Annotated in this window: 26 protein-coding genes; 16 read left to right on the forward strand and 10 right to left on the reverse strand. The window is 58.8% G+C overall.

Going from position 1 to position 23165, the window contains the following annotated elements:
- Position 1: 1 nt before the first annotated feature.
- From cysN to rpoS, 11 genes are all read left to right on the forward strand, one after another.
- Positions 2-1426: a sulfate adenylyltransferase subunit CysN gene (gene cysN, locus ACSVHP_RS08340; protein ID WP_447551617.1), complete on the forward strand. Its 1425-nt coding sequence runs from the start codon at positions 2-4 to the stop codon at positions 1424-1426.
- Complete coding sequence (gene cysC, locus ACSVHP_RS08345; RefSeq protein ID WP_417314179.1) at positions 1426-2031, forward strand: adenylyl-sulfate kinase; 606 nt, start codon at positions 1426-1428, stop codon at positions 2029-2031. Before cysN ends, cysC begins: the two co-directional genes overlap by 1 nt.
- A gap of 56 nt (positions 2032-2087) precedes the next feature.
- Positions 2088-2411, forward strand: a complete 324-nt coding sequence (locus ACSVHP_RS08350; protein ID WP_234676203.1) for a DUF3561 family protein — start codon at positions 2088-2090, stop codon at positions 2409-2411.
- Between the two features lie 167 nt (positions 2412-2578).
- Complete coding sequence (gene ftsB / locus ACSVHP_RS08355; protein WP_003862095.1) at positions 2579-2890, forward strand: cell division protein FtsB; 312 nt, start codon at positions 2579-2581, stop codon at positions 2888-2890.
- Positions 2891-2909: 19 nt separating this feature from the next.
- Positions 2910-3620 carry a 2-C-methyl-D-erythritol 4-phosphate cytidylyltransferase gene (gene ispD, locus ACSVHP_RS08360; protein WP_447551618.1) on the forward strand — a complete coding sequence of 237 codons (711 nt, stop codon included), beginning with the start codon at positions 2910-2912 and terminating at the stop codon, positions 3618-3620.
- Positions 3620-4099: a 2-C-methyl-D-erythritol 2,4-cyclodiphosphate synthase gene (ispF, locus tag ACSVHP_RS08365; RefSeq protein WP_447551620.1), complete on the forward strand. Its 480-nt coding sequence runs from the start codon at positions 3620-3622 to the stop codon at positions 4097-4099. Before ispD ends, ispF begins: the two co-directional genes overlap by 1 nt.
- Positions 4096-5145 carry a tRNA pseudouridine(13) synthase TruD gene (truD, locus tag ACSVHP_RS08370; RefSeq protein WP_447551622.1) on the forward strand — a complete coding sequence of 350 codons (1050 nt, stop codon included), beginning with the start codon at positions 4096-4098 and terminating at the stop codon, positions 5143-5145. Before ispF ends, truD begins: the two co-directional genes overlap by 4 nt.
- Positions 5126-5887: a 5'/3'-nucleotidase SurE gene (surE, locus tag ACSVHP_RS08375; RefSeq protein ID WP_447551623.1), complete on the forward strand. Its 762-nt coding sequence runs from the start codon at positions 5126-5128 to the stop codon at positions 5885-5887. The genes truD and surE overlap by 20 nt, the downstream gene beginning before the upstream one ends.
- A complete protein-coding gene (locus tag ACSVHP_RS08380) occupies positions 5881-6507 on the forward strand; it encodes a protein-L-isoaspartate(D-aspartate) O-methyltransferase (RefSeq protein WP_234676214.1) in 627 nt (208 codons plus the stop codon). Before surE ends, ACSVHP_RS08380 begins: the two co-directional genes overlap by 7 nt.
- A 115-nt stretch (positions 6508-6622) precedes the next feature.
- Positions 6623-7747: a murein hydrolase activator NlpD gene (gene nlpD, locus ACSVHP_RS08385; protein WP_234676216.1), complete on the forward strand. Its 1125-nt coding sequence runs from the start codon at positions 6623-6625 to the stop codon at positions 7745-7747.
- Between the two features lie 61 nt (positions 7748-7808).
- Positions 7809-8801 carry an RNA polymerase sigma factor RpoS gene (gene rpoS / locus ACSVHP_RS08390; RefSeq protein WP_013098493.1) on the forward strand — a complete coding sequence of 331 codons (993 nt, stop codon included), beginning with the start codon at positions 7809-7811 and terminating at the stop codon, positions 8799-8801.
- A 53-nt stretch (positions 8802-8854) separates the two neighbouring features.
- Here the strand turns inward: rpoS and ACSVHP_RS08395 are convergent, their stop codons facing one another.
- The gene (locus ACSVHP_RS08395; RefSeq protein ID WP_447551625.1) at positions 8855-9232 is read right to left on the reverse strand and encodes a DUF4440 domain-containing protein; all 378 of its coding nucleotides are present in this window, start codon (positions 9230-9232) and stop codon (positions 8855-8857) included.
- Entirely contained in the window at positions 9229-10437 is a 1209-nt protein-coding gene (locus ACSVHP_RS08400; RefSeq protein WP_447551626.1) for an MFS transporter, read from the reverse strand. The genes ACSVHP_RS08395 and ACSVHP_RS08400 overlap by 4 nt, the downstream gene beginning before the upstream one ends.
- Positions 10438-10546: 109 nt before the next feature.
- On the opposite strand from ACSVHP_RS08400, the gene ACSVHP_RS08405 reads away from it, so the two are divergent.
- The gene (locus ACSVHP_RS08405) at positions 10547-11434 is read left to right on the forward strand and encodes a LysR substrate-binding domain-containing protein (RefSeq protein WP_447551628.1); all 888 of its coding nucleotides are present in this window, start codon (positions 10547-10549) and stop codon (positions 11432-11434) included.
- On the opposite strand, the gene ACSVHP_RS08410 is transcribed toward ACSVHP_RS08405, so the two are convergent.
- Positions 11431-11838 (reverse strand): MarR family winged helix-turn-helix transcriptional regulator, encoded by a 408-nt coding sequence (locus tag ACSVHP_RS08410; RefSeq protein WP_447551630.1) that lies wholly within the window; start codon positions 11836-11838, stop codon positions 11431-11433. The two genes, ACSVHP_RS08405 and ACSVHP_RS08410, sit on opposite strands and share 4 nt — an antisense overlap.
- A gap of 170 nt (positions 11839-12008) precedes the next feature.
- Between ACSVHP_RS08410 and ACSVHP_RS08415 the strand changes: the two genes are divergently transcribed.
- The 3 genes from ACSVHP_RS08415 to ACSVHP_RS08425 are packed head-to-tail and all read left to right on the forward strand — an operon-like array spanning position 12009 to position 14260.
- Positions 12009-12611: a non-oxidative hydroxyarylic acid decarboxylases subunit B gene (locus ACSVHP_RS08415; protein ID WP_234676224.1), complete on the forward strand. Its 603-nt coding sequence runs from the start codon at positions 12009-12011 to the stop codon at positions 12609-12611.
- Positions 12601-14028: a non-oxidative hydroxyarylic acid decarboxylases subunit C gene (locus ACSVHP_RS08420; protein ID WP_417315800.1), complete on the forward strand. Its 1428-nt coding sequence runs from the start codon at positions 12601-12603 to the stop codon at positions 14026-14028. Before ACSVHP_RS08415 ends, ACSVHP_RS08420 begins: the two co-directional genes overlap by 11 nt.
- Positions 14029-14038: 10 nt before the next feature.
- A complete protein-coding gene (locus ACSVHP_RS08425) occupies positions 14039-14260 on the forward strand; it encodes a non-oxidative hydroxyarylic acid decarboxylases subunit D (protein ID WP_045261241.1) in 222 nt (73 codons plus the stop codon).
- Positions 14261-14352: 92 nt separating this feature from the next.
- On the opposite strand, the gene mutS is transcribed toward ACSVHP_RS08425, so the two are convergent.
- Both mutS and ACSVHP_RS08435 read right to left on the reverse strand, forming a co-directional pair.
- Entirely contained in the window at positions 14353-16914 is a 2562-nt protein-coding gene (gene mutS, locus ACSVHP_RS08430) for a DNA mismatch repair protein MutS (protein WP_417315803.1), read from the reverse strand.
- Positions 16915-17027: 113 nt separating this feature from the next.
- Positions 17028-17258: a SymE family type I addiction module toxin gene (locus ACSVHP_RS08435; RefSeq protein ID WP_447551631.1), complete on the reverse strand. Its 231-nt coding sequence runs from the start codon at positions 17256-17258 to the stop codon at positions 17028-17030.
- Positions 17259-17422: 164 nt separating this feature from the next.
- On the opposite strand from ACSVHP_RS08435, the gene ACSVHP_RS08440 reads away from it, so the two are divergent.
- Entirely contained in the window at positions 17423-17767 is a 345-nt protein-coding gene (locus tag ACSVHP_RS08440; protein WP_234676232.1) for a nitrous oxide-stimulated promoter family protein, read from the forward strand.
- A 3-nt stretch (positions 17768-17770) separates the two neighbouring features.
- Here the strand turns inward: ACSVHP_RS08440 and flhA are convergent, their stop codons facing one another.
- The 5 genes from flhA to hypB form a co-directional block, all read right to left on the reverse strand.
- The gene (gene flhA, locus ACSVHP_RS08445; RefSeq protein WP_447551657.1) at positions 17771-19843 is read right to left on the reverse strand and encodes a formate hydrogenlyase transcriptional activator FlhA; all 2073 of its coding nucleotides are present in this window, start codon (positions 19841-19843) and stop codon (positions 17771-17773) included.
- 63 nt (positions 19844-19906) lie between these two features.
- Complete coding sequence (gene hypE, locus ACSVHP_RS08450; protein ID WP_447551632.1) at positions 19907-20917, reverse strand: hydrogenase expression/formation protein HypE; 1011 nt, start codon at positions 20915-20917, stop codon at positions 19907-19909.
- Positions 20914-22035 carry a hydrogenase formation protein HypD gene (hypD, locus tag ACSVHP_RS08455; protein WP_447551633.1) on the reverse strand — a complete coding sequence of 374 codons (1122 nt, stop codon included), beginning with the start codon at positions 22033-22035 and terminating at the stop codon, positions 20914-20916. The genes hypE and hypD overlap by 4 nt, the downstream gene beginning before the upstream one ends.
- Before the next feature lie 3 nt (positions 22036-22038).
- Positions 22039-22311 (reverse strand): HypC/HybG/HupF family hydrogenase formation chaperone, encoded by a 273-nt coding sequence (locus ACSVHP_RS08460; RefSeq protein ID WP_234676326.1) that lies wholly within the window; start codon positions 22309-22311, stop codon positions 22039-22041.
- The gene (gene hypB / locus ACSVHP_RS08465) at positions 22302-23165 is read right to left on the reverse strand and encodes a hydrogenase nickel incorporation protein HypB (protein ID WP_447551634.1); all 864 of its coding nucleotides are present in this window, start codon (positions 23163-23165) and stop codon (positions 22302-22304) included. The genes ACSVHP_RS08460 and hypB overlap by 10 nt, the downstream gene beginning before the upstream one ends.

The raw sequence follows: 23165 nt of genomic DNA on the forward strand, positions 1-23165 counted from the left end.
CATGAATACCACTATTGCTCAACAAATTGCGGATGAAGGCGGCGTTGAAGCCTATCTCCACGCGCAACAGCACAAAAGCCTGCTGCGTTTTCTGACCTGCGGCAGCGTGGACGACGGGAAAAGCACCCTGATTGGTCGTCTGCTGCACGACACGCGCCAGATTTACGAAGACCAGCTCTCTTCGCTGCACAACGACAGCAAACGTCACGGCACTCAGGGCGAAAAGCTCGACCTGGCGCTGCTGGTGGATGGCCTTCAGGCCGAGCGCGAGCAGGGCATCACCATTGACGTGGCGTACCGCTATTTCTCGACCGAGAAGCGCAAGTTTATTATCGCCGACACCCCGGGGCACGAGCAGTACACCCGCAACATGGCGACCGGCGCCTCGACCTGCGAGCTGGCGATCCTGCTGATGGACGCCCGTAAAGGCGTGCTCGATCAAACCCGCCGTCACAGCTTTATCTCCACGCTGCTGGGGATCAAACATCTGGTGGTGGCGGTCAACAAAATGGACCTGGTGAACTTCAGCGAAGAGAAATTCGAGGAGATCCGCCAGAGCTACCTGACCTTTGCCGAGCAGCTGCCGGGCAACCTGGACATCCGCTTCGTGCCGCTGTCCGCGCTGGAAGGGGACAACGTGGCTTCCCAGAGCGCCAACATGCCGTGGTACAGCGGCCCGACGCTGCTGGAAGTGCTGGAAACCGTGCAAATTCAGCGCGTGGTTGACACCCAGCCGATGCGCTTCCCGGTGCAGTACGTGAACCGCCCGAACCTCGACTTCCGCGGCTTTTCCGGCACGCTCGCGTCAGGCTCCGTGAAGGTCGGGCAGCGCGTGAAAGTGCTGCCGTCCGGCGTGGAGTCGGCCATTGCGCGTATCGTCACCTTTGACGGCGACCTGCAAGAAGCGGGCGCAGGCGAAGCGGTGACGCTGGTGCTGAAAGACGAAATTGATATCAGCCGTGGCGATCTGCTGGTGGATGCCGGTGAAACGCTGGCCGCCGTTCAGGGCGCGGCCGTGGACGTGGTGTGGATGGCGGAACAGCCGCTGACCGCAGGCCAGAGCTACGACATCAAAATCGCGGGCAAGAAAACCCGCGCCCGCGTGGACGGCATTCAGTTCCAGGTGGACATCAACAACCTGACCCAGCGCGACGTGAGCGAACTGCCGCTTAACGGCATCGGGCTGGTGGATTTAACCTTCGACGAACCGCTGGTGCTGGACGAATACCAGCAGAACCCGGTAACGGGCGGGCTGATCTTCATCGATCGGCTGACCAACGTGACCGTCGGCGCAGGCATGGTACGCGAACCTAACGCGCAGGCGGCGGTGAAGTCAGAGTTTAGCGACTTTGAGCTGGAGCTGAACGCGCTGGTTCGTAAGCACTTCCCGCACTGGGGCGCGCGCGATCTGCTGGGAGGCAAGTAATGGCCGCCCATGATGAGAACGTCGTCTGGCATCCTCATCCGGTCACCGTCGCCCAGCGCGAACAGCTCCACGGTCACCGTGGGGTTGTGCTGTGGTTTACCGGGCTGTCCGGCTCGGGTAAATCCACGGTCGCGGGCGCGCTGGAAGAGGCGTTGCATCAGCAGGGCGTAAGCACCTACCTGCTGGATGGCGACAACGTGCGCCACGGCCTGTGCAGCGACCTGGGGTTTAGCGACGACGATCGCAAAGAGAACATCCGTCGGGTGGGCGAGGTCGCCAGCCTGATGGCGGACGCCGGGCTGGTGGTGCTGACCGCGTTTATCTCGCCGCACCGCGCCGAGCGTCAGACGGTGCGCGAGCGCGTGGGTGAGGATCGGTTTATCGAGGTGTTTGTCGATACGCCGCTTGCGATCTGCGAAGCGCGCGATCCGAAAGGGTTGTACAAAAAAGCGCGGGCGGGGGAGCTTAAAAACTTCACCGGTATTGACGCGGTCTACGAAGCGCCGGAATCCCCTGAAATCCACCTGGAAGGTCAACAATTGGTAACAAATTTAGTAAGCCAATTATTAGACCTGCTCAGACGGGACGATATTATCAGATCCTGAGACAACATCGTTCGGGGCACACTCCCGGGCGATGCGTCATGGTCACAGGATTAGCTATGCGTAACAGTGAGAACTACATAATCACCGGATCGGAGACATTGCCGACCGATGACGAAACGACCTGGTCACTTTCCGGGGCCATTGTCGGCTTCGTATCCTGGTTGCTGGCGCTTGGCATCCCGTTTTTGATCTACGGCGGCAACACGCTGTTCTTCTTCCTCTACACCTGGCCTTTCTTCCTGGCGCTAATGCCCGTGGCGGTGGTGATCGGCATTGCGCTGCATTCCCTGCTCAACGGCAAACTCCTTTACAGCGCCGTCGTCACGATTGTGACGGTGGTCGTGATGTTTGGTCTGTTATTTTTGTGGCTCATGGGCTAACTTCAGCCATAATTCAAACCGTAACCAACTGTGTGACGATATTGTGCAGGGCGATTCTGCGGAAAAAATGTGGTACATTTGCCCGCGATGTTGCGGCATCTCTGTAACCCCGGCGAAGCGTCCCGGGGAACGTTATGGAATGATGATGCCGTTTTTCAGGGGGCAGGATGGGTAAATTAACGCTGCTGTTGCTGGCTTTGCTGGTCTGGCTGCAATATTCGCTGTGGTTCGGTAAAAACGGCCTGCACGACTATAGCCGGGTGAGCGATGACGTCGCGGCTCAGCAGGCAACAAACGCCAAACTTAAAGCGCGAAACGATCAACTCTTTGCTGAAATTGATGACCTCAATGGCGGGCAAGAGGCGATTGAGGAACGCGCACGTAACGAACTCAGTATGACTAAGCCGGGCGAAACTTTTTATCGTCTGGTTCCGGATGCGTCTAAACGCAATCAGGGCTCAGCACAAAACAATCGATAATCAGGCCCAGGATTACGACATGGCAGTGACTTTTTCGGACGTATGTGCCGTGGTGCCCGCCGCAGGTTTCGGGCGGCGCATGCAGACAGAATGTCCAAAGCAGTACCTCTCTATCGGCGATAAAACGATCCTTGAGCACTCCGTGGCGGCGCTGCTGGCGCATCCACGGGTGACGCGCGTCGTGATCGCCATCAGCCCGGGCGACGTTCGCTTTGCCGAACTCCAGCTGGCAAATCATCCCCAGATAACCGTTGTTGATGGCGGTGCCGAGCGCGCCGACTCCGTGCTGGCGGGCATTCATGCCGCCGGTGACGCGTCGTGGGTGCTGGTTCACGACGCGGCGCGTCCGTGCCTGCATCAGGACGATCTCGCGCGGCTGCTAGCCATCAGTGAAACGAGCCGCGTGGGCGGCATTCTCGCCGCGCCGGTGCGTGACACCATGAAACGCGCCGAGCCGGGCAAACAGGCTATCGCCCATACCGTTGAGCGCGTCGATTTATGGCACGCACTGACGCCGCAATTTTTCCCACGCGAATTACTCCACGACTGCCTGACGCGCGCGCTAAAAGAGGGGGCCACCATTACCGATGAGGCCTCGGCGCTGGAGTATTGCGGATTCCACCCTGAGCTGATTGAAGGACGCGCTGATAATATAAAAGTGACGCGTCCCGAAGATTTACAGCTGGCAGAATTTTATCTTACCCGTTCGACCCATCAGGAGAAGGCATAATGCGAATTGGACACGGTTTTGACGTACACGCCTTTGGCGGAGAAGGCCCAATTATCATTGGCGGCGTACGTATTCCCTATGAAAAAGGGCTGCTGGCCCATTCTGATGGCGACGTGGCGCTTCATGCCCTGACCGATGCGCTGCTCGGCGCGGCCGCGCTGGGTGATATCGGCAAGCTGTTCCCGGACACCGATCCGGCGTTTAAAGGGGCAGACAGCCGCGCGCTGCTGCGTGAAGCCTGGCGCCGCATTCAGGCTAAAGGCTACACCCTGGGCAACGTCGATGTGACGATCATCGCGCAGGCGCCGAAGATGCTGCCGCATATCCCGCAGATGCGCGTCTTTATTGCTGAAGACCTGGGCTGCCATATGGACGACGTTAACGTTAAAGCTACCACCACCGAGAAGCTCGGCTTTACCGGTCGCGGTGAGGGCATCGCCTGTGAAGCCGTGGCGCTTCTGGTGAAGGCGGCACAATGACCGATTTCGATAACCTGACGTATCTGCACGGCAAACCCGAGGGGCACGGGCTGCTGAAAGCCAACCCGGAAGATTTCGTCGTGGTGGAAGATTTAGGCTTCGCGCCGGATGGGGAAGGCGAACACATTCTGGTTCGAATTCTGAAAAATGGCTGCAATACGCGATTTGTCGCTGACGCGCTGGCGAAATTCCTTAAAATCCACGCCCGCGAAGTGAGCTTTGCCGGGCAAAAAGATAAACACGCGGTCACCGAACAGTGGCTCTGCGCCCGCGTGCCGGGCAACCAGATGCCTGATTTAAGCAAGTTTGAGCTGGAAGGCTGTAAAGTGCTGGAGTACGCCCGCCACAAGCGCAAGCTGCGCCTGGGCGCGCTGAAGGGCAACGACTTCACGCTGGTGCTGCGCGAAGTGACGAACCGCGACGATGTGGAAAAACGGCTGACTGCGATTAACGAGCAGGGCGTACCGAACTACTTCGGCGCACAGCGTTTTGGCATCGGCGGCAGCAACCTACAGGGCGCGCTGCGCTGGGCGCAAAGCGACGCCCCGGTTCGCGACCGCAATAAACGCAGTTTTTGGTTGTCGGCGGCCCGCAGTGCGTTGTTTAATCAGATTGTGAGCGAACGGCTGAAAAAACCGGACGCGAATCAAGTTGTTGTCGGCGATGCGCTACAATTAGCGGGACGCGGGAGCTGGTTTGTCGCCAGCGCGGAAGAAATGGCCGATGCCCAGGCGCGCGTTGACGCGAAGGCGCTAATGATCACCGCGCCGCTGCCCGGTACGGGCGACTGGGGCACGCAGGGCGATGCGCTGGCCGCTGAGCAGGCCGCCGTTGCGGATGCCACAGAATTACAATCACTGCTGGTGCGGGAAAAGGTCGAAGCGGCACGCCGAGCGATGCTGCTCTACCCGCAACAGTTGAGCTGGAACTGGTGGGATGACGTAACCGTCGAGTTACGCTTCTGGCTGCCGGCAGGTAGCTTTGCCACCAGTGTTGTCAGGGAACTAATCAACACGTCGGGTGATTATGCGAATATTGCTGAGTAACGATGATGGGATCCACGCCCCAGGCATTCAGACGCTGGCGAAAGCCCTGCGCGAGTTTGCCGAGGTGCAGGTGGTGGCTCCCGATCGTAACCGCAGCGGGGCGTCTAACTCATTGACGCTGGAGTCGTCGCTTCGCACCTTTACCTTTGAGAATGGCGACATTGCTGTCCAGATGGGCACGCCGACCGACTGCGTGTTTTTGGGTGTGAACGCGCTGATGCGTCCGCGCCCGGATATCGTGGTCTCAGGCATCAACGCGGGGCCAAATCTGGGCGATGACGTTATCTACTCCGGTACGGTAGCGGCCGCAATGGAGGGGCGCCATCTCGGGTTCCCGGCGCTGGCGGTCTCGTTAAACGGCCATCAGCACTACGACACCGCGGCGGCGGTCGCCTGCTCTATCTTGCGCGCCCTCAACCGCGAACCGCTGCGCACCGGCCGTATCCTCAATATCAACGTTCCTGATTTGCCGCTTGATGAGATTAAAGGCATTCGCGTCACCCGTTGCGGAAGCCGACACCCGGCGGACAAGGTTATCCCGCAGGAGGATCCGCGCGGCAATACCCTTTATTGGATTGGCCCGCCTGGCGATAAGCACGATGCCGGGCCGGATACCGACTTTGCGGCGGTGGATGAAGGCTATGTTTCCGTCACCCCACTGCACGTGGATTTAACCGCTTATAGCGCGCATGATGTGGTGTCGGGCTGGTTGGATCGCGCTGGGGTGAACACTCAATGGTAAGCAAACGTGTACAAACTCTTCTGGAACAATTACGCACTCAGGGAATTACCGATGAGAATGTGCTGAACGCGCTTGCTCAGGTTCCCCGCGAGAAATTTGTAGATGAGGCGTTTGAACACAAAGCGTGGGAAAACGTGGCCTTGCCGATAGGCCAGGGCCAGACCATTTCGCAGCCTTATATGGTGGCGCGCATGACGGAACTGCTGGAGTTAACGCCAGAGTCCCGCGTGCTGGAGATTGGCACCGGATCGGGGTATCAAACCGCCATCCTGGCCCATCTGGTTCACCATGTCTGCTCCGTGGAGCGGATCAAAGGGTTGCAGTGGCAGGCGCGACGTCGCCTGAAACAACTTGATTTACATAATGTTTCGACACGTCATGGTGATGGGTGGCAGGGTTGGCAGGCTCGCGCCCCGTTCGACGCCATCATCGTGACGGCTGCACCGCTGGAGATCCCGACTGCGCTTTTATCGCAGCTGGATGAAGGCGGCATTCTTGTCTTGCCCGTGGGCGATGAACACCAGCTGTTAAAGCGGGTTCGTCGGCGTGGCGGCGAGTTCATCATCGATACTGTGGAAGCCGTGCGCTTCGTGCCTCTCGTTAAAGGAGAGCTGGCCTGAGACTCGGAATTTTCCAGGGTTAATCAGCCAAATTGAGCGTATGGTGTGGCGCAAATGGTTCGTGCCATCACAGATATTTTAAGTCACTGGTAGTTATCACATTCCTGGGGGATAAATGAGCGCGGGAAGCCCAACATTCACCATCAGCCGTGTTGCCGCAGCAACACTGGTTTCGCTTTGGCTGGCAGGCTGTACAAGTTCTAATAACGCACCAGCACCCGTCAGTTCTGTGGGCGGGAACAGCGGCTCGGGAAGTTCGTCCGGCGGAATGCTGATTACCCCTCCACCGAAAATGGGCACCGCTCCGGCGCAGCAAACTCCGCAGATCCAGCCAGTGCAGCAGCCTGTTATACAGCCAACACAGGTTCAGGCAGTTGAACAGCCTGTTCAGACTGAAAATGGCCGCATAGTATATAACCGCAAGTATGGGAACATTCCGAAAGGTAGCTATACCGGCGGCAGCACGTACACGGTTAAACGTGGCGATACCTTGTTCTATATCGCGTGGATCACCGGGAACGATTTCCGCGATCTGGCCCAGCGAAATAACGTCCAGGCCCCGTACGGACTGGAAGTCGGCCAAACGCTCCAGGTGGGCAACGCGACGGGTACGCCGCTCACGCCTGGCAACACCGTTTCGGCGGCCGACGTGACCGCGCAAAATAACAGCGTGAAACCTGCACAAAAATCAACCACGGTGGTTGCTTCACAACCGGTAATTACGTATTCTGAGGATTCAGGTGATCAGAGTGCTAACAAAATGTTGCCGAATAATAAAGGTACTGCGACTGTTGTCACAGCACCGGTTACGGCACCTGTGGTTAGCTCTTCACAACCGGCTGCAAGCAGTCAGACCTCCAGCGCAGCAATTTCTGCGTGGCGCTGGCCAACTGACGGCAAGATTATCGAGAACTTCTCTCCTGGTGAAGGTGGGAACAAAGGGATCGATATCGCAGGGAGTAAGGGACAGGCTATCATCGCGACCGCAGACGGACGCGTTGTGTATGCCGGTAACGCTCTGCGCGGTTACGGTAATCTCATTATCATCAAACATAACGATGATTACCTGAGTGCCTACGCCCATAACGACACAATGCTGGTCCGGGAACAACAAGAAGTTAAGGCGGGGCAAAAAATAGCTACCATGGGTAGCACCGGAACCAGTTCTACACGCTTGCATTTTGAAATTCGTTACAAGGGGAAATCCGTAAACCCGCTGCAATATTTACCGCAGCGATAATTTGACGGGACATACCACTTCAGGGTGTCTCGTTCAGGGATCACGGGTAGGAGCCACCTTTATGAGTCAGAATACGCTGAAAGTTCATGATTTAAATGAAGACGCGGAATTTGATGAGAACGGAGCAGAGGCTTTTGACGAAAAAGCCTTAGTAGAAGAGGAACCCAGTGATAACGATTTAGCTGAAGAAGAGCTGTTATCGCAGGGCGCCACACAGCGTGTACTGGACGCGACTCAGCTTTACCTTGGGGAGATTGGTTATTCTCCACTGTTAACGGCCGAAGAAGAAGTCTATTTCGCACGTCGTGCTTTGCGTGGTGATGTTGCCTCGCGCCGTCGCATGATTGAAAGTAACTTGCGTCTGGTCGTGAAAATTGCCCGTCGATACGGCAATCGTGGTCTGGCTCTGCTGGACCTGATTGAAGAGGGCAACTTAGGTCTCATCCGCGCAGTTGAGAAGTTTGACCCGGAACGCGGGTTCCGTTTCTCAACTTACGCTACCTGGTGGATTCGTCAGACCATCGAACGGGCAATTATGAACCAAACCCGTACGATTCGACTGCCGATTCACATCGTCAAAGAGTTGAACGTCTATCTGCGCACCGCGCGTGAGTTGTCCCATAAACTGGACCACGAACCTAGCGCTGAAGAGATTGCCGAACAGCTTGATAAACCTGTTGATGACGTCAGCCGTATGCTGCGTCTTAACGAGCGCATTACCTCCGTTGACACCCCTCTGGGTGGCGACTCCGAAAAAGCGCTGCTGGACATCCTGGCCGATGAAAAAGACAACGGCCCGGAAGACACCACGCAGGACGATGACATGAAACAGAGCATCGTCAAATGGCTGTTCGAACTGAACGCCAAACAGCGTGAAGTGCTGGCACGTCGTTTCGGTTTACTGGGGTATGAAGCTGCGACACTGGAAGATGTTGGCCGTGAAATCGGTCTGACTCGTGAACGTGTTCGCCAGATTCAGGTAGAAGGTCTGCGTCGCCTGCGTGAAATCTTGCAGGGTCAAGGGCTGAATATCGAAGCGCTGTTCCGCGAGTAAGCACCCTTTCGTCAAAAAAAGGCCAGTCGTGAGACTGGCCTTTTTCTTTTGCCTTACGGCTGCGCCGTTTCGTGCAGCAGACGCCAGGTGATATTGCCGCCTTCCTGATTAAGCACCGCCGTTGACCAGCGAACGTTCACGGGATGATCCGGGCGCGTTTGCGTTTCACGGTAGTGAAGCACGGCGCCGTCTTCCCAGCTTTGCAGCGTCGTTAACGCATCAATGGTGATTTTCAGACCGGGCCGGCTTGCACGCTGTGCGTTCAAAAAACTGACCAGCGCGTTGTGATCCAGGTGCGCTCCGGACGGGGGAACCATCAGAAAATCTGGCTGGAAACGGGCGAGCAGGGCGTTCACGTCGCCTTCGCCCGCGCCTAACCAGTTTTCGAGCGCAACGTGGACATCGATAATCTCGTGTTCAAAATGCGTCATGATTTCTCCTGTTGCAGCTGCGTAAGCACCTGCCTGTTGTTAAGACGAAAAACAGAAATGACGGGCAGCAGGGTCATCGCCGCTGCAAAAATAAACGTCCCGTGCCACGCGGCGAGCGGCGTCATAACTCGCTGCACGCCGTCCAGAACCTGCGCCAGCAGGAACGCGCCCGCAAAAAAACTCAGCTGACGATTAAGATTCCACAAGGCGCTGGCGTCTGCCAACTCTTCCTGACGCGTGGTCAAAAATGCGCTGCTCTGTGCCGTACTGCTGCACAGGCTGCCTCCTGCGCCCATTAACGTAAACGCCACGCCGGGAAGCAGAACGCTCGTTGTGGGACTGACGTACAGCAAGAGCAGAATACCGATTGCCTGAAGAAGGCAACCCGCCACGACAAGCGGCACCGGGCCGATGCGGTTAAAAAGGCGGCCCGTGGCGGTGATGGCGATAAACGATGCCAGAGACCACGGCAGCATAAGCATTCCCGTCGCGGATGGGGTCATCCTGGCGACGCTCTGAAGAAAAAACATGCCCGTGACGTTCATTCCGATAAATATGCCGGGCACGCACAGATAGACCAGCATTGAAAAGCGCAGAAGCGGATCGGTGAGTAGCCGCAGGTTTAACAGTCTGCGCGATGCCGCTGGAGGGATCTCATGTTTGAGCCACAGACAGGCCAGAACGAAGGTCGCGGCGGCGACGGGCAGCGTGGCAAAAAATATCCATCGCCAGCTTAGCGCCTGCACCAGCACGCCCCCCAGCGCAGGCGAGCACGCCGGAGCAAGCAGCGCAACCAGCATCACCGCAGAAGAGAGTCTGACGCGTTCATGAGGCTTAAACTGCTGCCATGTCAGCGCCTGACCCACCGGGATCAGCAGCCCGCCCCCCATGCCCTGCAACACGCGCCAGAGGATCACACCTTCCAGCGACGCGGATAAGCCCGCAGCGGCGGAGGCGATGCTAAAGAGAAAGAGCGAGAAAAGAATAATGCGCTTAGATCCCATGCGGCGCGTCAGCGCGCTGCTAAACGGAATGACGATCGTCAGACCGACAATGTAGCCGTTACTGACCCAAGACAGCGCCGAAGGGGGGGTGTTAAAGGTCTGCGCCATCGCCGGAAAGGCAACGCTTGCGATAAACATATTAATCAAATCAAGAAAAAAGCCGAGCAGATAAACGACGGCGACTTTGCTGCGATACGTCATGGTGGATCCTCCGGTGAGGTGGCGTATCGTAGCGGCTTGTTTCGAACGGATAAACGCGACAATGTGCGATACAATGTCAAAATTATTTTGACATTAATAAGGGCAGCCAGTGCTGAATTTACAGCGTACCGCCATGTTTGTTGCGGTAGCGGATACGGGAAGTTTTACCGCCGCCGCAGAGGCGATGGGGCTGACAAAGGCGGTGGTCAGCTTCAACGTTCGTCAGCTTGAGGATGAACTCGGGGTCACGCTGCTGCTGCGCTCCACCCGCAGTCTGATCCTGACCGAGGCGGGGGCGCTGTTCCATCAGCGAAGCGTGGCGCTTTTGAGTGAGGCTGAACGATTGCAGGATGATGTCCGTGCGGATCACGCCGGACTTAGCGGGGAATTGCGGATCACCACCACGCCGGAGTACGGTTCGCAGGTTGTGGTTCCGCTGCTGGCCGAGTTTAGCCAGCAGCATCCCGATCTTCGCGTGCGCCATGCGTCATCGTCTTTACATGCCGATTTGATCTCCGAGCGTTTCGACGTCGCTATCCGGCTGGGGACGCTCGCCGATTCACGCTACCACGCGGCATTCATTTCGCACTTTGCCATTCTGCCCGTCGCCGCGCCCGCGTGGCTTGCGGGCCATCCGGTTGGATCGCTGGCGCAGCTGGCACAGGCGGACTGGATCATCCATGAGCGCTTGCCTTCACCGCTGCGCTGGCAGGTGAAAGACGCCGAGGGAAATCAGGTCTCTTTTGAAATCAAAAAAGCACCGCGTCTGTATGCCGACGGCGCGCAGGCGCTGATGGCGTTCGCCCGTGCCGGAGGAGGGGTGGCGCTGCTGCCTGAATGGCTGGTGCGACCTGCGCTTGATGCAGGAGAGCTGGTAGCGCTTTTACCGGAGTACGCGTTTGCAGAGCAGGGCATTTATGCCGTATATCCGGATGCCCTGCACGTGCCCGCGAAGGTGCGGACGTTTATCGATTTTATGCGCGCCAGGATTAGCTAGTCGTGCATCATCTTTTTGATCAGGACAGAAAATTGTTCCCGTTCTGCCTTGCTAAGACGCCCTAAAAACGCCTCATCGACGCCATTCCCAATCGGTTTACAGCTTTCAAGCAGCGCTTCACCTTCCGGGGTTAAAAAGACAAACCGGCGGCGCTTATCCGCAGGATCGTGCTCGCGCTTTACCAGCCCGCGTGATTCCATCCGGCTCAGCATCTCTGCCAGCGTGGCTTTAGTGCTGACCGCCACTTCCGTCAGGGCCACCTGCTCGATGCCCGGATTTTCGGCAACCGAGCGCATCACCGCGTACTGCGGTTTCGTCAGTTCCGGCAACGCCTGCTGCCACTGGGCGGTATGCTGTTGAAAAAGCTGACGCAACAGGTGGAACGCCTCGTGTCTCAGTTCCATGAACTCTCCGGCCTAAAAATGATGTCTCTATGATAGCCGTTATCGCCGGGGATTTTAACGCGGCGGGTTTTGACAATTAGTGTGATCGTGCACGAACGATCTTGCCAGCATCCGGATCCGGGAGTAGTTTACTTAATATGTTCGTATACGAACGATAATTGAGGTGCTGAATGAGATTGATTGTGGGGATGACGGGGGCGACTGGCGCACCGCTAGGTGTGGCGTTACTACAGGCGCTGCGCGATATGCCGGAGGTGGAAACGCATCTGGTGATGTCGAAATGGGCGAAAACCACCATTGAGCTGGAAACGCCCTGGACGGTGCAGGATGTCGCTGCGCTCGCGGATGTCGTCCACAGCCCGGCGGATCAGGCCGCCACTATCTCGTCCGGCTCGTTTCGCACCGACGGCATGATTGTTATCCCATGCAGCATGAAAACGCTGGCGGGGATCCGCGCGGGCTATGCCGAAGGGCTGGTGGGCCGCGCGGCTGACGTGGTGCTGAAAGAGGGGCGCAAGCTGGTGCTCGTGCCGCGCGAAACCCCGCTCAGCACCATCCATCTGGAGAACATGCTTGCGCTTTCCCGCCTGGGCGTGGCGATGGTGCCGCCGATGCCTGCGTATTACAACCACCCGCAAACCGCTGATGACATCACCCAACATATCGTGACCCGCGTGCTCGACCAGTTCGGTCTGGAGCATAAAAAAGCGCGTCGCTGGAACGGTTTGCAGGCGGCGAAACATTTTTCACAGGAGAAAAAAGATGGCATTTGATGATTTGAGAAGCTTCTTACAGGCGCTCGATGAGCAAGGGCAACTGCTGAAAATTGACGAAGAGGTCAACGCCGAGCCGGATCTGGCGGCAGCGGCTAACGCCACCGGGCGAATTGGCGACGGCGCGCCCGCGCTGTGGTTCGATAATATTCGCGGCTTTACCGACGCCCGCGTGGTGATGAACACCATCGGCTCGTGGCAAAACCACGCGATTTCGCTGGGGCTGCCAGCCAATACGCCGGTGAAGGGCCAGATTGACGAGTTTATCCGCCGCTGGGACAAATTCCCTGTTGCACCTGAACGTCGCGCGAACCCGGCTTGGGCCGAAAATACCGTCGACGGAGAAGACATTAACCTGTTCGACATCCTGCCGCTGTTTCGACTCAACGACGGCGACGGCGGTTTTTACCTCGATAAAGCCTGCGTGGTGTCCCGCGATCCGCTCGACCCGGACCACTTCGGTAAGCAGAACGTCGGCATCTACCGCATGGAGGTGAAGGGCAAACGTAAGCTGGGGCTGCAACCCGTGCCGATGCACGATATTGCGCTGCACCTGCATAAAGCGGAAGAGCGGGGCGAAGATCTGCCGATTGCGATCACCCTGGGTAACGATCCGATCATTACGCTGATGGGCGCCACGCCGCTGAAATACGATCAGTCCGAATACGAGATGGCCGGCGCGCTGCGCGAGAGCCCGTATCCGATTGCCACCGCGCCGCTGACCGGTTTCGATGTGCCCTGGGGCTCGGAAGTGATCCTCGAAGGGGTGATTGAAGGACGCAAGCGCGAAATCGAAGGGCCGTTCGGCGAGTTTACCGGCCACTACTCGGGCGGGCGTAACATGACCGTGGTGCGTATCGATAAAGTCTCTTACCGCACCAAACCCATTTTCGAATCCCTCTATCTGGGGATGCCGTGGACGGAAATTGACTATCTGATGGGGCCTGCGACCTGCGTGCCGCTGTATCAGCAGCTTAAGGCCGAGTTCCCGGAAGTGCAGGCGGTGAACGCGATGTACACCCACGGTCTGCTGGCGATTATCTCCACCAAAAAACGCTACGGCGGCTTTGCCCGCGCGGTCGGTTTACGCGCCATGACCACACCGCACGGTCTGGGCTACGTGAAGATGGTCATTATGGTGGATGAAGACGTTGACCCGTTCAACCTGCCGCAGGTGATGTGGGCGCTGTCCTCGAAAGTGAACCCGGCGGGCGATCTGGTGCAGCTACCGAACATGTCGGTGCTGGAGCTTGATCCGGGTTCCAGCCCGGCAGGGATCACCGACAAGCTGATCATCGATGCTACCACCCCTGTCGCGCCGGACAACCGGGGCCACTATAGCCAGCCGGTACAGGATCTGCCTGAAACCAAGGCCTGGGCTGAAAAACTGACCGCCATGCTGGCCGCACGTAAATAAGGAGGGGATTATGATTTGTCCACGTTGTGCCGATGAGCATATTGAAGTGATGGCGACATCACCGGTGAAAGGTGTCTGGACCGTGTATCAGTGCCAGCACTGCCTGTATACCTGGCGCGATACCGAACCGCTGCGCCGTACCAGCCGCGAGCATTATCCCGAAGCGTTTCGCATGACGCAGAAGGATATTGATGATGCGCCGCAGGTACCAACGATCCCGCCATTGCTTTAAAAAAAGCCCGGTGGCGCTGCGCTTACCGGGCCTACGGGTTTTGTAGGTCGGGTAAGGCGAAGCCGCCACCCGACAAAACAGACCGCAGAAAACTAAACCAGACTCTTCAACCGGTAAATCCACTCCAGCGCCTGACGTGGCGTCAGCGAATCCGGGTCGAGATTTTCCAGTGCTTCAACCGCAGGCGACGTCTCTTCCGCAGGCATCAGCAGCGACATCTGCGTGCCGTCGACCTGGGTTGCCGCAGCGTTTGGCGACAAGCTTTCCAGCTCGCGCAGCTTTTGACGCGCGCGTTTAATCACCTCTTTTGGCACGCCCGCCAGCGCGGCGACCGCCAGTCCATAGCTCTTGCTTGCCGCACCTTCCTGCACCGTATGCATAAAGGCGATGGTATCGCCGTGCTCCAGCGCGTCGAGGTGGACGTTTGCCACGCCTTCCATTTTCTCCGGCAGCTGCGTCAGCTCGAAATAGTGCGTGGCAAACAGCGTCATCGCCTTGATTTTATTAGCCAGATTCTCAGCGCAGGCCCACGCCAGCGACAGACCGTCGTAGGTGGAGGTTCCGCGTCCAACTTCGTCCATCAGCACCAGGCTGTGTTCGGTGGCGTTATGCAGAATATTGGCGGTTTCGGTCATTTCCACCATGAAGGTTGAACGCCCGCTGGCCAGATCATCCGCCGCGCCCACGCGGGTGAAGATGCGGTCGATAGGGCCAATCTCTACCTTTTGCGCGGGCACGTAGCTGCCGATATAGGCCAGCAGCGCGATAAGCGCGGTCTGGCGCATATAGGTACTTTTACCGCCCATGTTCGGGCCGGTAATGATCAGCATTCTTCTCTGCGGCGACAGGCTCAGCGGGTTGGCGATAAACGGTTCGTTCAGCACCTGCTCCACCACCGGATGGCGGCCTTCGGTAATGCGAATGCCGGGCTTGTCGGTAAAGGTCGGACAGGTGTAGTTCAGGGCGTCAGCACGTTCCGCGAGGTTCACCAGCACGTCCAGCTCCGCCAGCGCGCTGGCGCTTGATTGCAGATCGGCAAGATGCGGCATCAGCATGTCGAACAGCTCGTCATACAGCTGTTTTTCCAGCGCCAGCGCTTTGCCTTTCGAGGTCAGAACTTTGTCTTCGTACTCTTTCAGCTCAGGAATGATGTAGCGCTCGGCGTTTTTCAGCGTCTGACGGCGCACGTAGTGGATAGGCGCCAGATGGCTCTGCCCACGGCTGATCTGAATGTAGTACCCGTGAACCGCGTTGTAGCCCACTTTCAGGGTGTCGAGACCCAGGCGCTCACGCTCGCGGATCTCCAGCTTGTCGAGGTAGTCCGTTGCGCCATCGGCCAGCGCACGCCACTCGTCCAGCTCTTCGTTATAGCCCGGGGCAATGACGCCCCCATCGCGCACCAGAACCGGTGGGGCGTCGATGATGGCGCGCTCAAGCAGCTCGCGCAGTTCGCTAAACTCGCCCATGGTGTCGCGCAGCTTCTGCACCGGTGCGCTGTCAACGTCGGCTAGCTGAGCGCGCAGTTCAGGAAGCTGCTGGAAGGCATGACGCATCCGGGCGAGGTCGCGGGGGCGCGCGGTACGCAGCGCCAGACGCGCCAGGATACGCTCCAGATCGCCCACCTGACGCAGCACCGGTTGCAGCTCCGTGGAGCGGTCCTGCAAGGCGGCGATCGTCTGCTGGCGGCTGATTAGCGTTTCGGTATTACGAATCGGCATGTGCAGCCAGCGCTTGAGCATACGGCTGCCCATCGGCGTTACGGTGCTGTCGAGTACGGAGGCGAGGGTATTTTCCACGCCGCCCGCCAGATTCAGGGTGATCTCCAGGTTACGGCGGGTGGCGGCATCCATAATGATGCTGTCCTGCTGGCGCTCCATGGTGATGGAACGGATGTGCGGCAGGGACGTGCGCTGAGTGTCTTTCACGTATTGCAGCAGACAACCGGCGGCGCACAGGCCGCGCGAGGCGTTTTCCACGCCAAACCCAATCAGGTCGCGCGTGCCGAATTGCAGATTCAACTGCTGGCGCGCGGTATCAATTTCAAACTCCCACAGCGGACGACGGCGCAGGCCGCGACGGCCTTCAATCAGCGAGGTTTCGGCAAAATCTTCGGCGTATAGCAGCTCGGCCGGGTTAGTGCGTTGCAGCTCGGCGGCCATGGTTTCGCGATCGGCCGGTTCGCTCAGGCGAAAACGCCCGGAGCTGATATCCAGCGTGGCGTAACCAAAGCCCTTGCTGTCCTGCCAGAGGGCGGCCAGCAGGTTATCCTGGCGCTCCTGCAACAGGGCTTCATCACTGATGGTGCCGGGCGTCACGATGCGCACCACTTTGCGCTCCACCGGGCCTTTCGAGGTCGCCGGATCGCCAATCTGCTCGCAAATCGCCACGGATTCGCCCTGATTGACCAGCTTCGCCAGGTAGTTTTCTACCGCGTGATGCGGAATGCCCGCCATCGGGATCGGCTCGCCCGCAGAGGCACCGCGTTTGGTCAGGGAGATGTCGAGCAGCTGCGATGCGCGTTTGGCATCGTCATAAAAAAGCTCGTAAAAATCGCCCATACGATAGAACAGCAGGATTTCCGGATGCTGAGCTTTAAGCTTCAGGTACTGCTGCATCATGGGGGTATGCGCGTCGAAATTGTCGATTGTGGTCATGGAGTGCTGATATCCATTTCTTTGATAATAATGCGTTTTGAGCGACTCGCTGGTCGTTAGTTCCCTCTATTGTCGCATGAAAAAATGGCGCGGCGCAGCAAAATGTCGCGCCTTTACGAGACGCCTTCCGGCATTAGCTCAATGACGATTTTTCCGTGCTGAACGCCCACTCTGACCTGCGAATTGGTGGTAAATCCGGCCTCTTCAAGCCAGTCGCCTTTCAGGCTAAGCGCCGCGTGAACGCTGTAGCGCGTCGGGATTTTGGTTCGGCGGTTCTCATGGCGCTTTCTGAAATAGCCCACCTTCAGGTGGCGAAGCGGTCTGGATATCACGATTTGTGGCATAGGGTCTCCGATGGCTGCGTCCGTATTGCCTGTATAAAATACCAGTAAAAATCGGGAGGGGAAGGTATAAAACTGGAAGGCATCTTCAGCAAACGAAATGCAACGACTGAAACCGCATGAACAAAATGGTATTATAAATGCACTTTATTGTTCGGTATCCCGCTATGTCTGGAAAACGCATTACCCGAGAAAAAGAGACCATCGCGAAAATGATCGCCCTGTATGAGCAGCGGTGTCCGCAGGCGTCGCGCGAAGAGGGGCACTATCAGGCGCTTAACGCTTACGCGGATAAGCGCCTGGATAAGTGCGTGTTTGGTGAGGAAAAACCCGCCTGCAAACAATGTCCGGTACACTGCTATCAGCCTGCCCGACGGGAAGAGATGAAACAGGTGATGCGCTGGGCCGGGCCGCGCATGTTATGGCGTCACCCGATCCTGACGATCCGCCATCTGATTGACGATCGCCGTCCGGTCCCCGAACTGCCGGAAAAGTACCGCCCTAAAAAATAGCGCTTACGCCAGGCGCTCTTTATCAATGCCCAGCCGCTTCATGCGCGAGAGCAGGGTGGTGCGCTTCAGTCCCAGGCGCTGCGCCGCCCCTTTCGGCCCGGCGACCACGCCGTTCGTCTCTTTCAGCACCCGCATAATGAGCTGGTATTCATCCTCGCCCTCCTGCGCCACCTCTGCGGCAACGCGGGGTTCGTCCGGCAGCGTCACTTCGGGCAGGGAGAGTTGCAGCACGCTGCCGCGCGTTAACAGCACCGCGCGCTCAATCACGTTTTCCAGCTCGCGCACGTTGCCCGGCCACTCCATTGAAGAGAGCGTGCGTAAGGTTTCGGCCGGAATACTGTCGATGTTCCGCCCCATGCGGCGCGCAATTTTAGCGGTGAAGGCTTTGACCAGCAGCGGAATATCTTCCGGACGCTCGCGCAGCGGCGGCAGGCAGATCGGGAAGACGTTCAGGCGATAGTACAGGTCGCTGCGGAACTCGCGGTCGGCAACCATTTTTTTGAGGTCGCGGTTGGTGGCGGCAATCAGGCGCACGTCGGTCTGAATAAGCTTGTTGCTGCCGAGGCGTTCGAACTCCTGTTCCTGCAACACGCGCAGCAGTTTAGGCTGGAGCTCCAGCGGCATATCCCCCACTTCATCCAGGAACAGCGAGCTTTTATCCGCCAGTTCAAAGCGCCCCAGACGCTGGCTGCTGGCCCCGGTAAACGCCCCGCGCTCGTGGCCGAAGAGGTCGCTTTCCAGCAGTCCGGCGGGCATGGCGGCGCAGTTCATCTTCACCATCCGGCGGCTGTTGCGGTTGCTGAGGTTGTGGATTGCCCGGGCAATCAGCTCTTTGCCGGTGCCGGTTTCGCCCAGAATCAGCACCGTGCTGTCGCTTTGCGCCACCATCTCAACCTGCTTGAGCACGCTGTACATCGCGTCGCTGCGACCGATGATTTCGCCGAACTCGCTGTCGACGTTGTTAAGCTGCTCGGTCAGCGCCAGGTTTTCATCCACCAGCCGCTCTTTGAGGCGATGGATCTCCTGATAGGCCAGGGCGTTATCCAGCGCGATAGAGATACGTTCGGCGATCTGGCGCAGCAGCTTCAGGTTGGCGGTGGTGAAGACGCCTTCTTCACACTGGGCCAGCTTCAGCACGCCGAGCATGGTGTTGCCGGACATCAGCGGCAGCAGGCACAGGGTCTGAATTTTAGTGCCCCAGGCGTTGAACAGCATCCGTTCATAGGGGGCCAGCGCATCGCGTTCGTTGAGGTTGAGCAGCAGGATCTCTTTGCTTTTGAATACCCGCTCGGAGAGGGTACCCGCTTCGTCCACCTCGCTCTGCTCGTGGGCCGGATTGGCTTCGTCAATATAGTGCGTGGAGTAGAGGTTGAGCTTGCCCTTGCGGTTGCTGCGCAGCGCGATGCTTATCGCATCGATTTTGAAGTAGTGGTGGATCTCTTTCGACACTTCGCTGACCAGCTCATCCATGTCGAGGCGCGACAGGACGGCGTTGGTGATCGCCACCAGAATGCGGAAGTTGTCGCGCTCGCGGCTCAGCAGGTCGTAGTCGACGTTATTGGTCACCCGGCTCTGGATCTGCTCTGCCACCACGCCGACAATCTGGGTGAAGGTGTGCAGGCGCTCATACTCCGCCTCGCTCCAGGGCTGATCGGCCTGACGGATAAACTCGCAGCCGCCAAAAATACGCCCTTCCGCCGCCAGCGGCAGCAGGCAGTAGTGGCCGAAAGGCTGATAAAGCGTGCTCTGCGCCAGCATCGGCCAGGCCTGTTGAAATTCGTCATAGCTGCAATGCAGGGCTTCCGGGCGCGAGAGGATGCGGCGTACCGGGCCGTTCGCCAGAATGGTTTCATCCTCGTATTCAAAGGGTTTGCCGTTATCCCGGGCGGAAAAATAGCTCGCGCGATGATTCCCGCCATGCCAGAGCACAATCGCGGCGCTGTCGGCCAGCGCGGACTGCCTGACCAGCCGGGTCAGGGCATCGCTGAGCGCGCCGAGATCGGGCTGCTGTAAAAGAGTGCGCGTGATGTCAAACAGGCCCTGCTGTCCAAGATCGCTCATCGGTGTATACGGCATCATTGCTTTCCAATTGAAACTGGCAAAAAGAGAAATTCGCTGCTGACCGCTTTTGGCGCGGCTCTAGCAGATCCGGGGTAAGGGTTCGGCGTGCGGCAGATCCAGCGTGCGCTTCACGCCGTACAGCCCGGTCAGGCGCACCCCTTTGCGCTCGACCACTTCACCGATGATGGCGGCGTCTTTTCCTGACGGATGCGCCCGTAACTGCGCCAGCACCGCGTCGGCGGCGTCACGCGCCACGCCAATCACTAGCTTGCCCTCGTTAGCAAAGTTTAGCGGATCGAGGCCAAGCAGCTCGCACAGCCCGCGCACGGCGGGTTTCACCGGCAGCCCGCGCTCGGTCAGTTCGATTCCGCAGCCGCAGCTTGCCGCGAACTCATGCACCACGGCATTCACGCCGCCGCGCGTGGCGTCGCGCAGGGCCTTCACGCCCGGCACGTCGCGCAGGGTCTGGATAAGCGGCGTCAGCACCGCGCAGTCGCTTTGCAGCTCTCCGTCCAGCCCTAAGCCTTCACGCAAATTCAGGATCGTCGCCCCGTGGCAGCCGAGGGTGCCGCTGACGATCAGCACGTCCCCCACGCCGAGCCGCTGCGCGCCCCAGTGAACATCCGCCGGGATAGCGCCCATTCCGGCGGTGTTGATGAACATCTTATCCGCCGCGCCGCGCTGCACCACTTTGGTATCACCGGTGACGATGGCAATCCCCGCCTCGCGCGCGGTGTGCGCCATGCTGTTCACCACGGTTTGCAGCGTTTCCATCGGCAGCCCCTCTTCAAGGATAAACCCGCAGGAGAGGAAGCGCGGGATCGCCCCGCTGACCGCCACGTCGTTTGCCGTTCCGCACACCGCCAGCTTGCCGATATCGCCGCCGGGGAAGAACAGCGGATCGATCACGTAGCTGTCGGTGGAAAACGCCAGCCTGTCGCCCTGGGCGGTGAGGGTGGCGAGATCGATACGCGCCTGATCCTCCTGCTCGGCCAGCCAGGGGTTGTTGAACGCCTCCATAAACAGCCGGTTAATCAGCTGCTGCATGGCCTGACCGCCGCTGCCGTGCGCCATTTCAACCCTGTTCATACTTCACACTCCTGGTTGCGATACTGATACCACGCGGCGCACGCCCCTTCCGACGACACCATCAGTGCGCCAAAAGCCGTTTGCGGGTTACAGGTGTTGCCAAATAACGGGCATTGATGTGGTTTACATTTACCGGTGAGCACCTCGCCGCAGCGGGCGCGCGGGTCGTCGCAAACTTGTTGCGGCTGCGGGTGGAAATGCGCTTCGGCGTCGAACGCGTGATACGCCGGGGTCAGGCGCACGCCGGATTCGGCAATCAGCCCCAGACCGCGCCATTCGCTGTCGCCCTCGACGCAAAAGACCTCGGCAATCGCATGCTGTGCAAGCGCATTACCCGCGTCCGGCACCACGCGGCGATACTGATTTTCGACCGTGCTCAGGGACGCTATTTTCTGCTCAACCAGCATGGTCACGCCTTGCAGTAGATCAAGTGGTTCGAAACCAGCCACCACTAATGGGCGATTGTACCGATCGGCGATAAAACCGTACGCCGCCGTACCAATGACCATGCTGACGTGCCCCGGCGCCAGAAAGGCGTCAATGCCGTTGTCCGGCTCGTCGAGCAGGCTGCGCAGGGTCGGGATAAGCGTAATGTGCTGACAAAAGAAGAAAAAGTTGTCGATGTTTCGCGCTTTTGCCTGCTGAAGAGTGATGGCGGTGGCGGGCATGGTGGTCTCGAATCCCAGGCCGAAAAACACCACCTTGCGATCCGGGTTATCCGCCGCCAGCGTTAAGGCATCCATCGGCGAGTAGACGATGCGCACGTCCGCCCCGCGCGCTCTGGCCTGCAACAGCGAGCCATTTTTTCCCGGCACGCGCATCGCGTCGCCGAAGGTACAAAAGATGACGTCAGGCTGGCCGGCAATTTCAATACAGCTGTCGATGCGCCCCATCGGCAGCACGCACACCGGGCAGCCGGGGCCGTGGATAAACTCGATGTTCGCGGGCAGCAGCTGGTCGAGGCCAAATTTGAAGATGGCGTGGGTATGGCCGCCGCACACCTCCATGATGCGCAGCGGTTTTTCGGCGGTGTAGTCCAGAAGCCGCGCGCGGGATTTCAGGTGATCGATTAGCTGCATTACCTGTTCCGGGGCGCGGTATTCGTCAACGTAACGCATGGGCTATCGCTCCTCACCGTACAGCAGGGCACCGACGTCGGGCTCCACCTCAAACATGTTTTGCAGCGCCTCAAGGGTGTCGCGGGCTTCGGCTTCGTTAATCACGCTCATCGCAAAGCCGACGTGGACCAGCACCCACTGGCCGATGCGCGGCGCGCCGCTTTCGTCCACGCTGCCCACCAGCGTCAGGTCGACGTCGCGCAGCACGCCGCACACCTCAACCCTGGCCTGATTGCCCTCAATGGACTGGATTTGACCCGGTACGCCTATGCACATCGTTCGCTCTCCAGCCAGTTCAGCCAGGCCTCCATGCCGTCGCCGCGGGTGGCGGAAACCAGCAGGATCTGAATGTCCGGGTTGACCTCCCGGGCGCAGGCCAGGCACTTCTCCACGTCGAAATTCAGGTACGGCAGCAGGTCGACCTTGTTCAGCAGCATGATGGAGGCGGCGGCAAACATATGCGGATATTTGAGCGGTTTGTCCTCGCCTTCGGTGACGGAAAGCACCGCCACCTTATGCCGTTCCCCCAGGTCAAAGCTCGCCGGGCAGACCAGGTTGCCGACGTTTTCAATAAACAGAATGCCGTTATCTTCCACGGGAAGACGCGGGGCGGCCTCGGCAATCATCTGCGCGTCCAGGTGGCAGCCCTTGCCGGTATTAACCTGGATCGCCGGGGTGCCGGTTTCGCGAATGCGCGCGGCGTCGTTGACCGTCTGCTGGTCTCCTTCAATGACAGCGCAGGAGACCCGTGCGTTGAGCCGCTTAAGCGTTTCGGTCAGCAGGGTGGTTTTGCCGGAACCGGGGCTGGAAACCAGGTTCAGCACCAGCTGGTTACGCGCGGCGAAACGGGCGCGGTTGCGGGCGGCAATTTGGTTGTTTTTATCCAGCACGTTGATTTCCACCTCCAGCATCTGGCGCTGGCTGATGCCCGGCGCGTGGGTGCCCGCTTCGCCGTGGCCGTAATGCAGATCGCCTGCATCCGATCGTTGCGGCGCAAAGCTGATGCCGGTTAAGGCCGCCGCCGGACGCGGGGCAGGGGAGAACGGGGCGGAGCGAAACGCCGAGTGAGGACGATGCTCGTCCCCTTCTATATAGAGGTTGCCTTCAGCGCAACCGCAGGTACTGCACAT

This window comes from Enterobacter sp. 186315, from assembly GCF_053290175.1.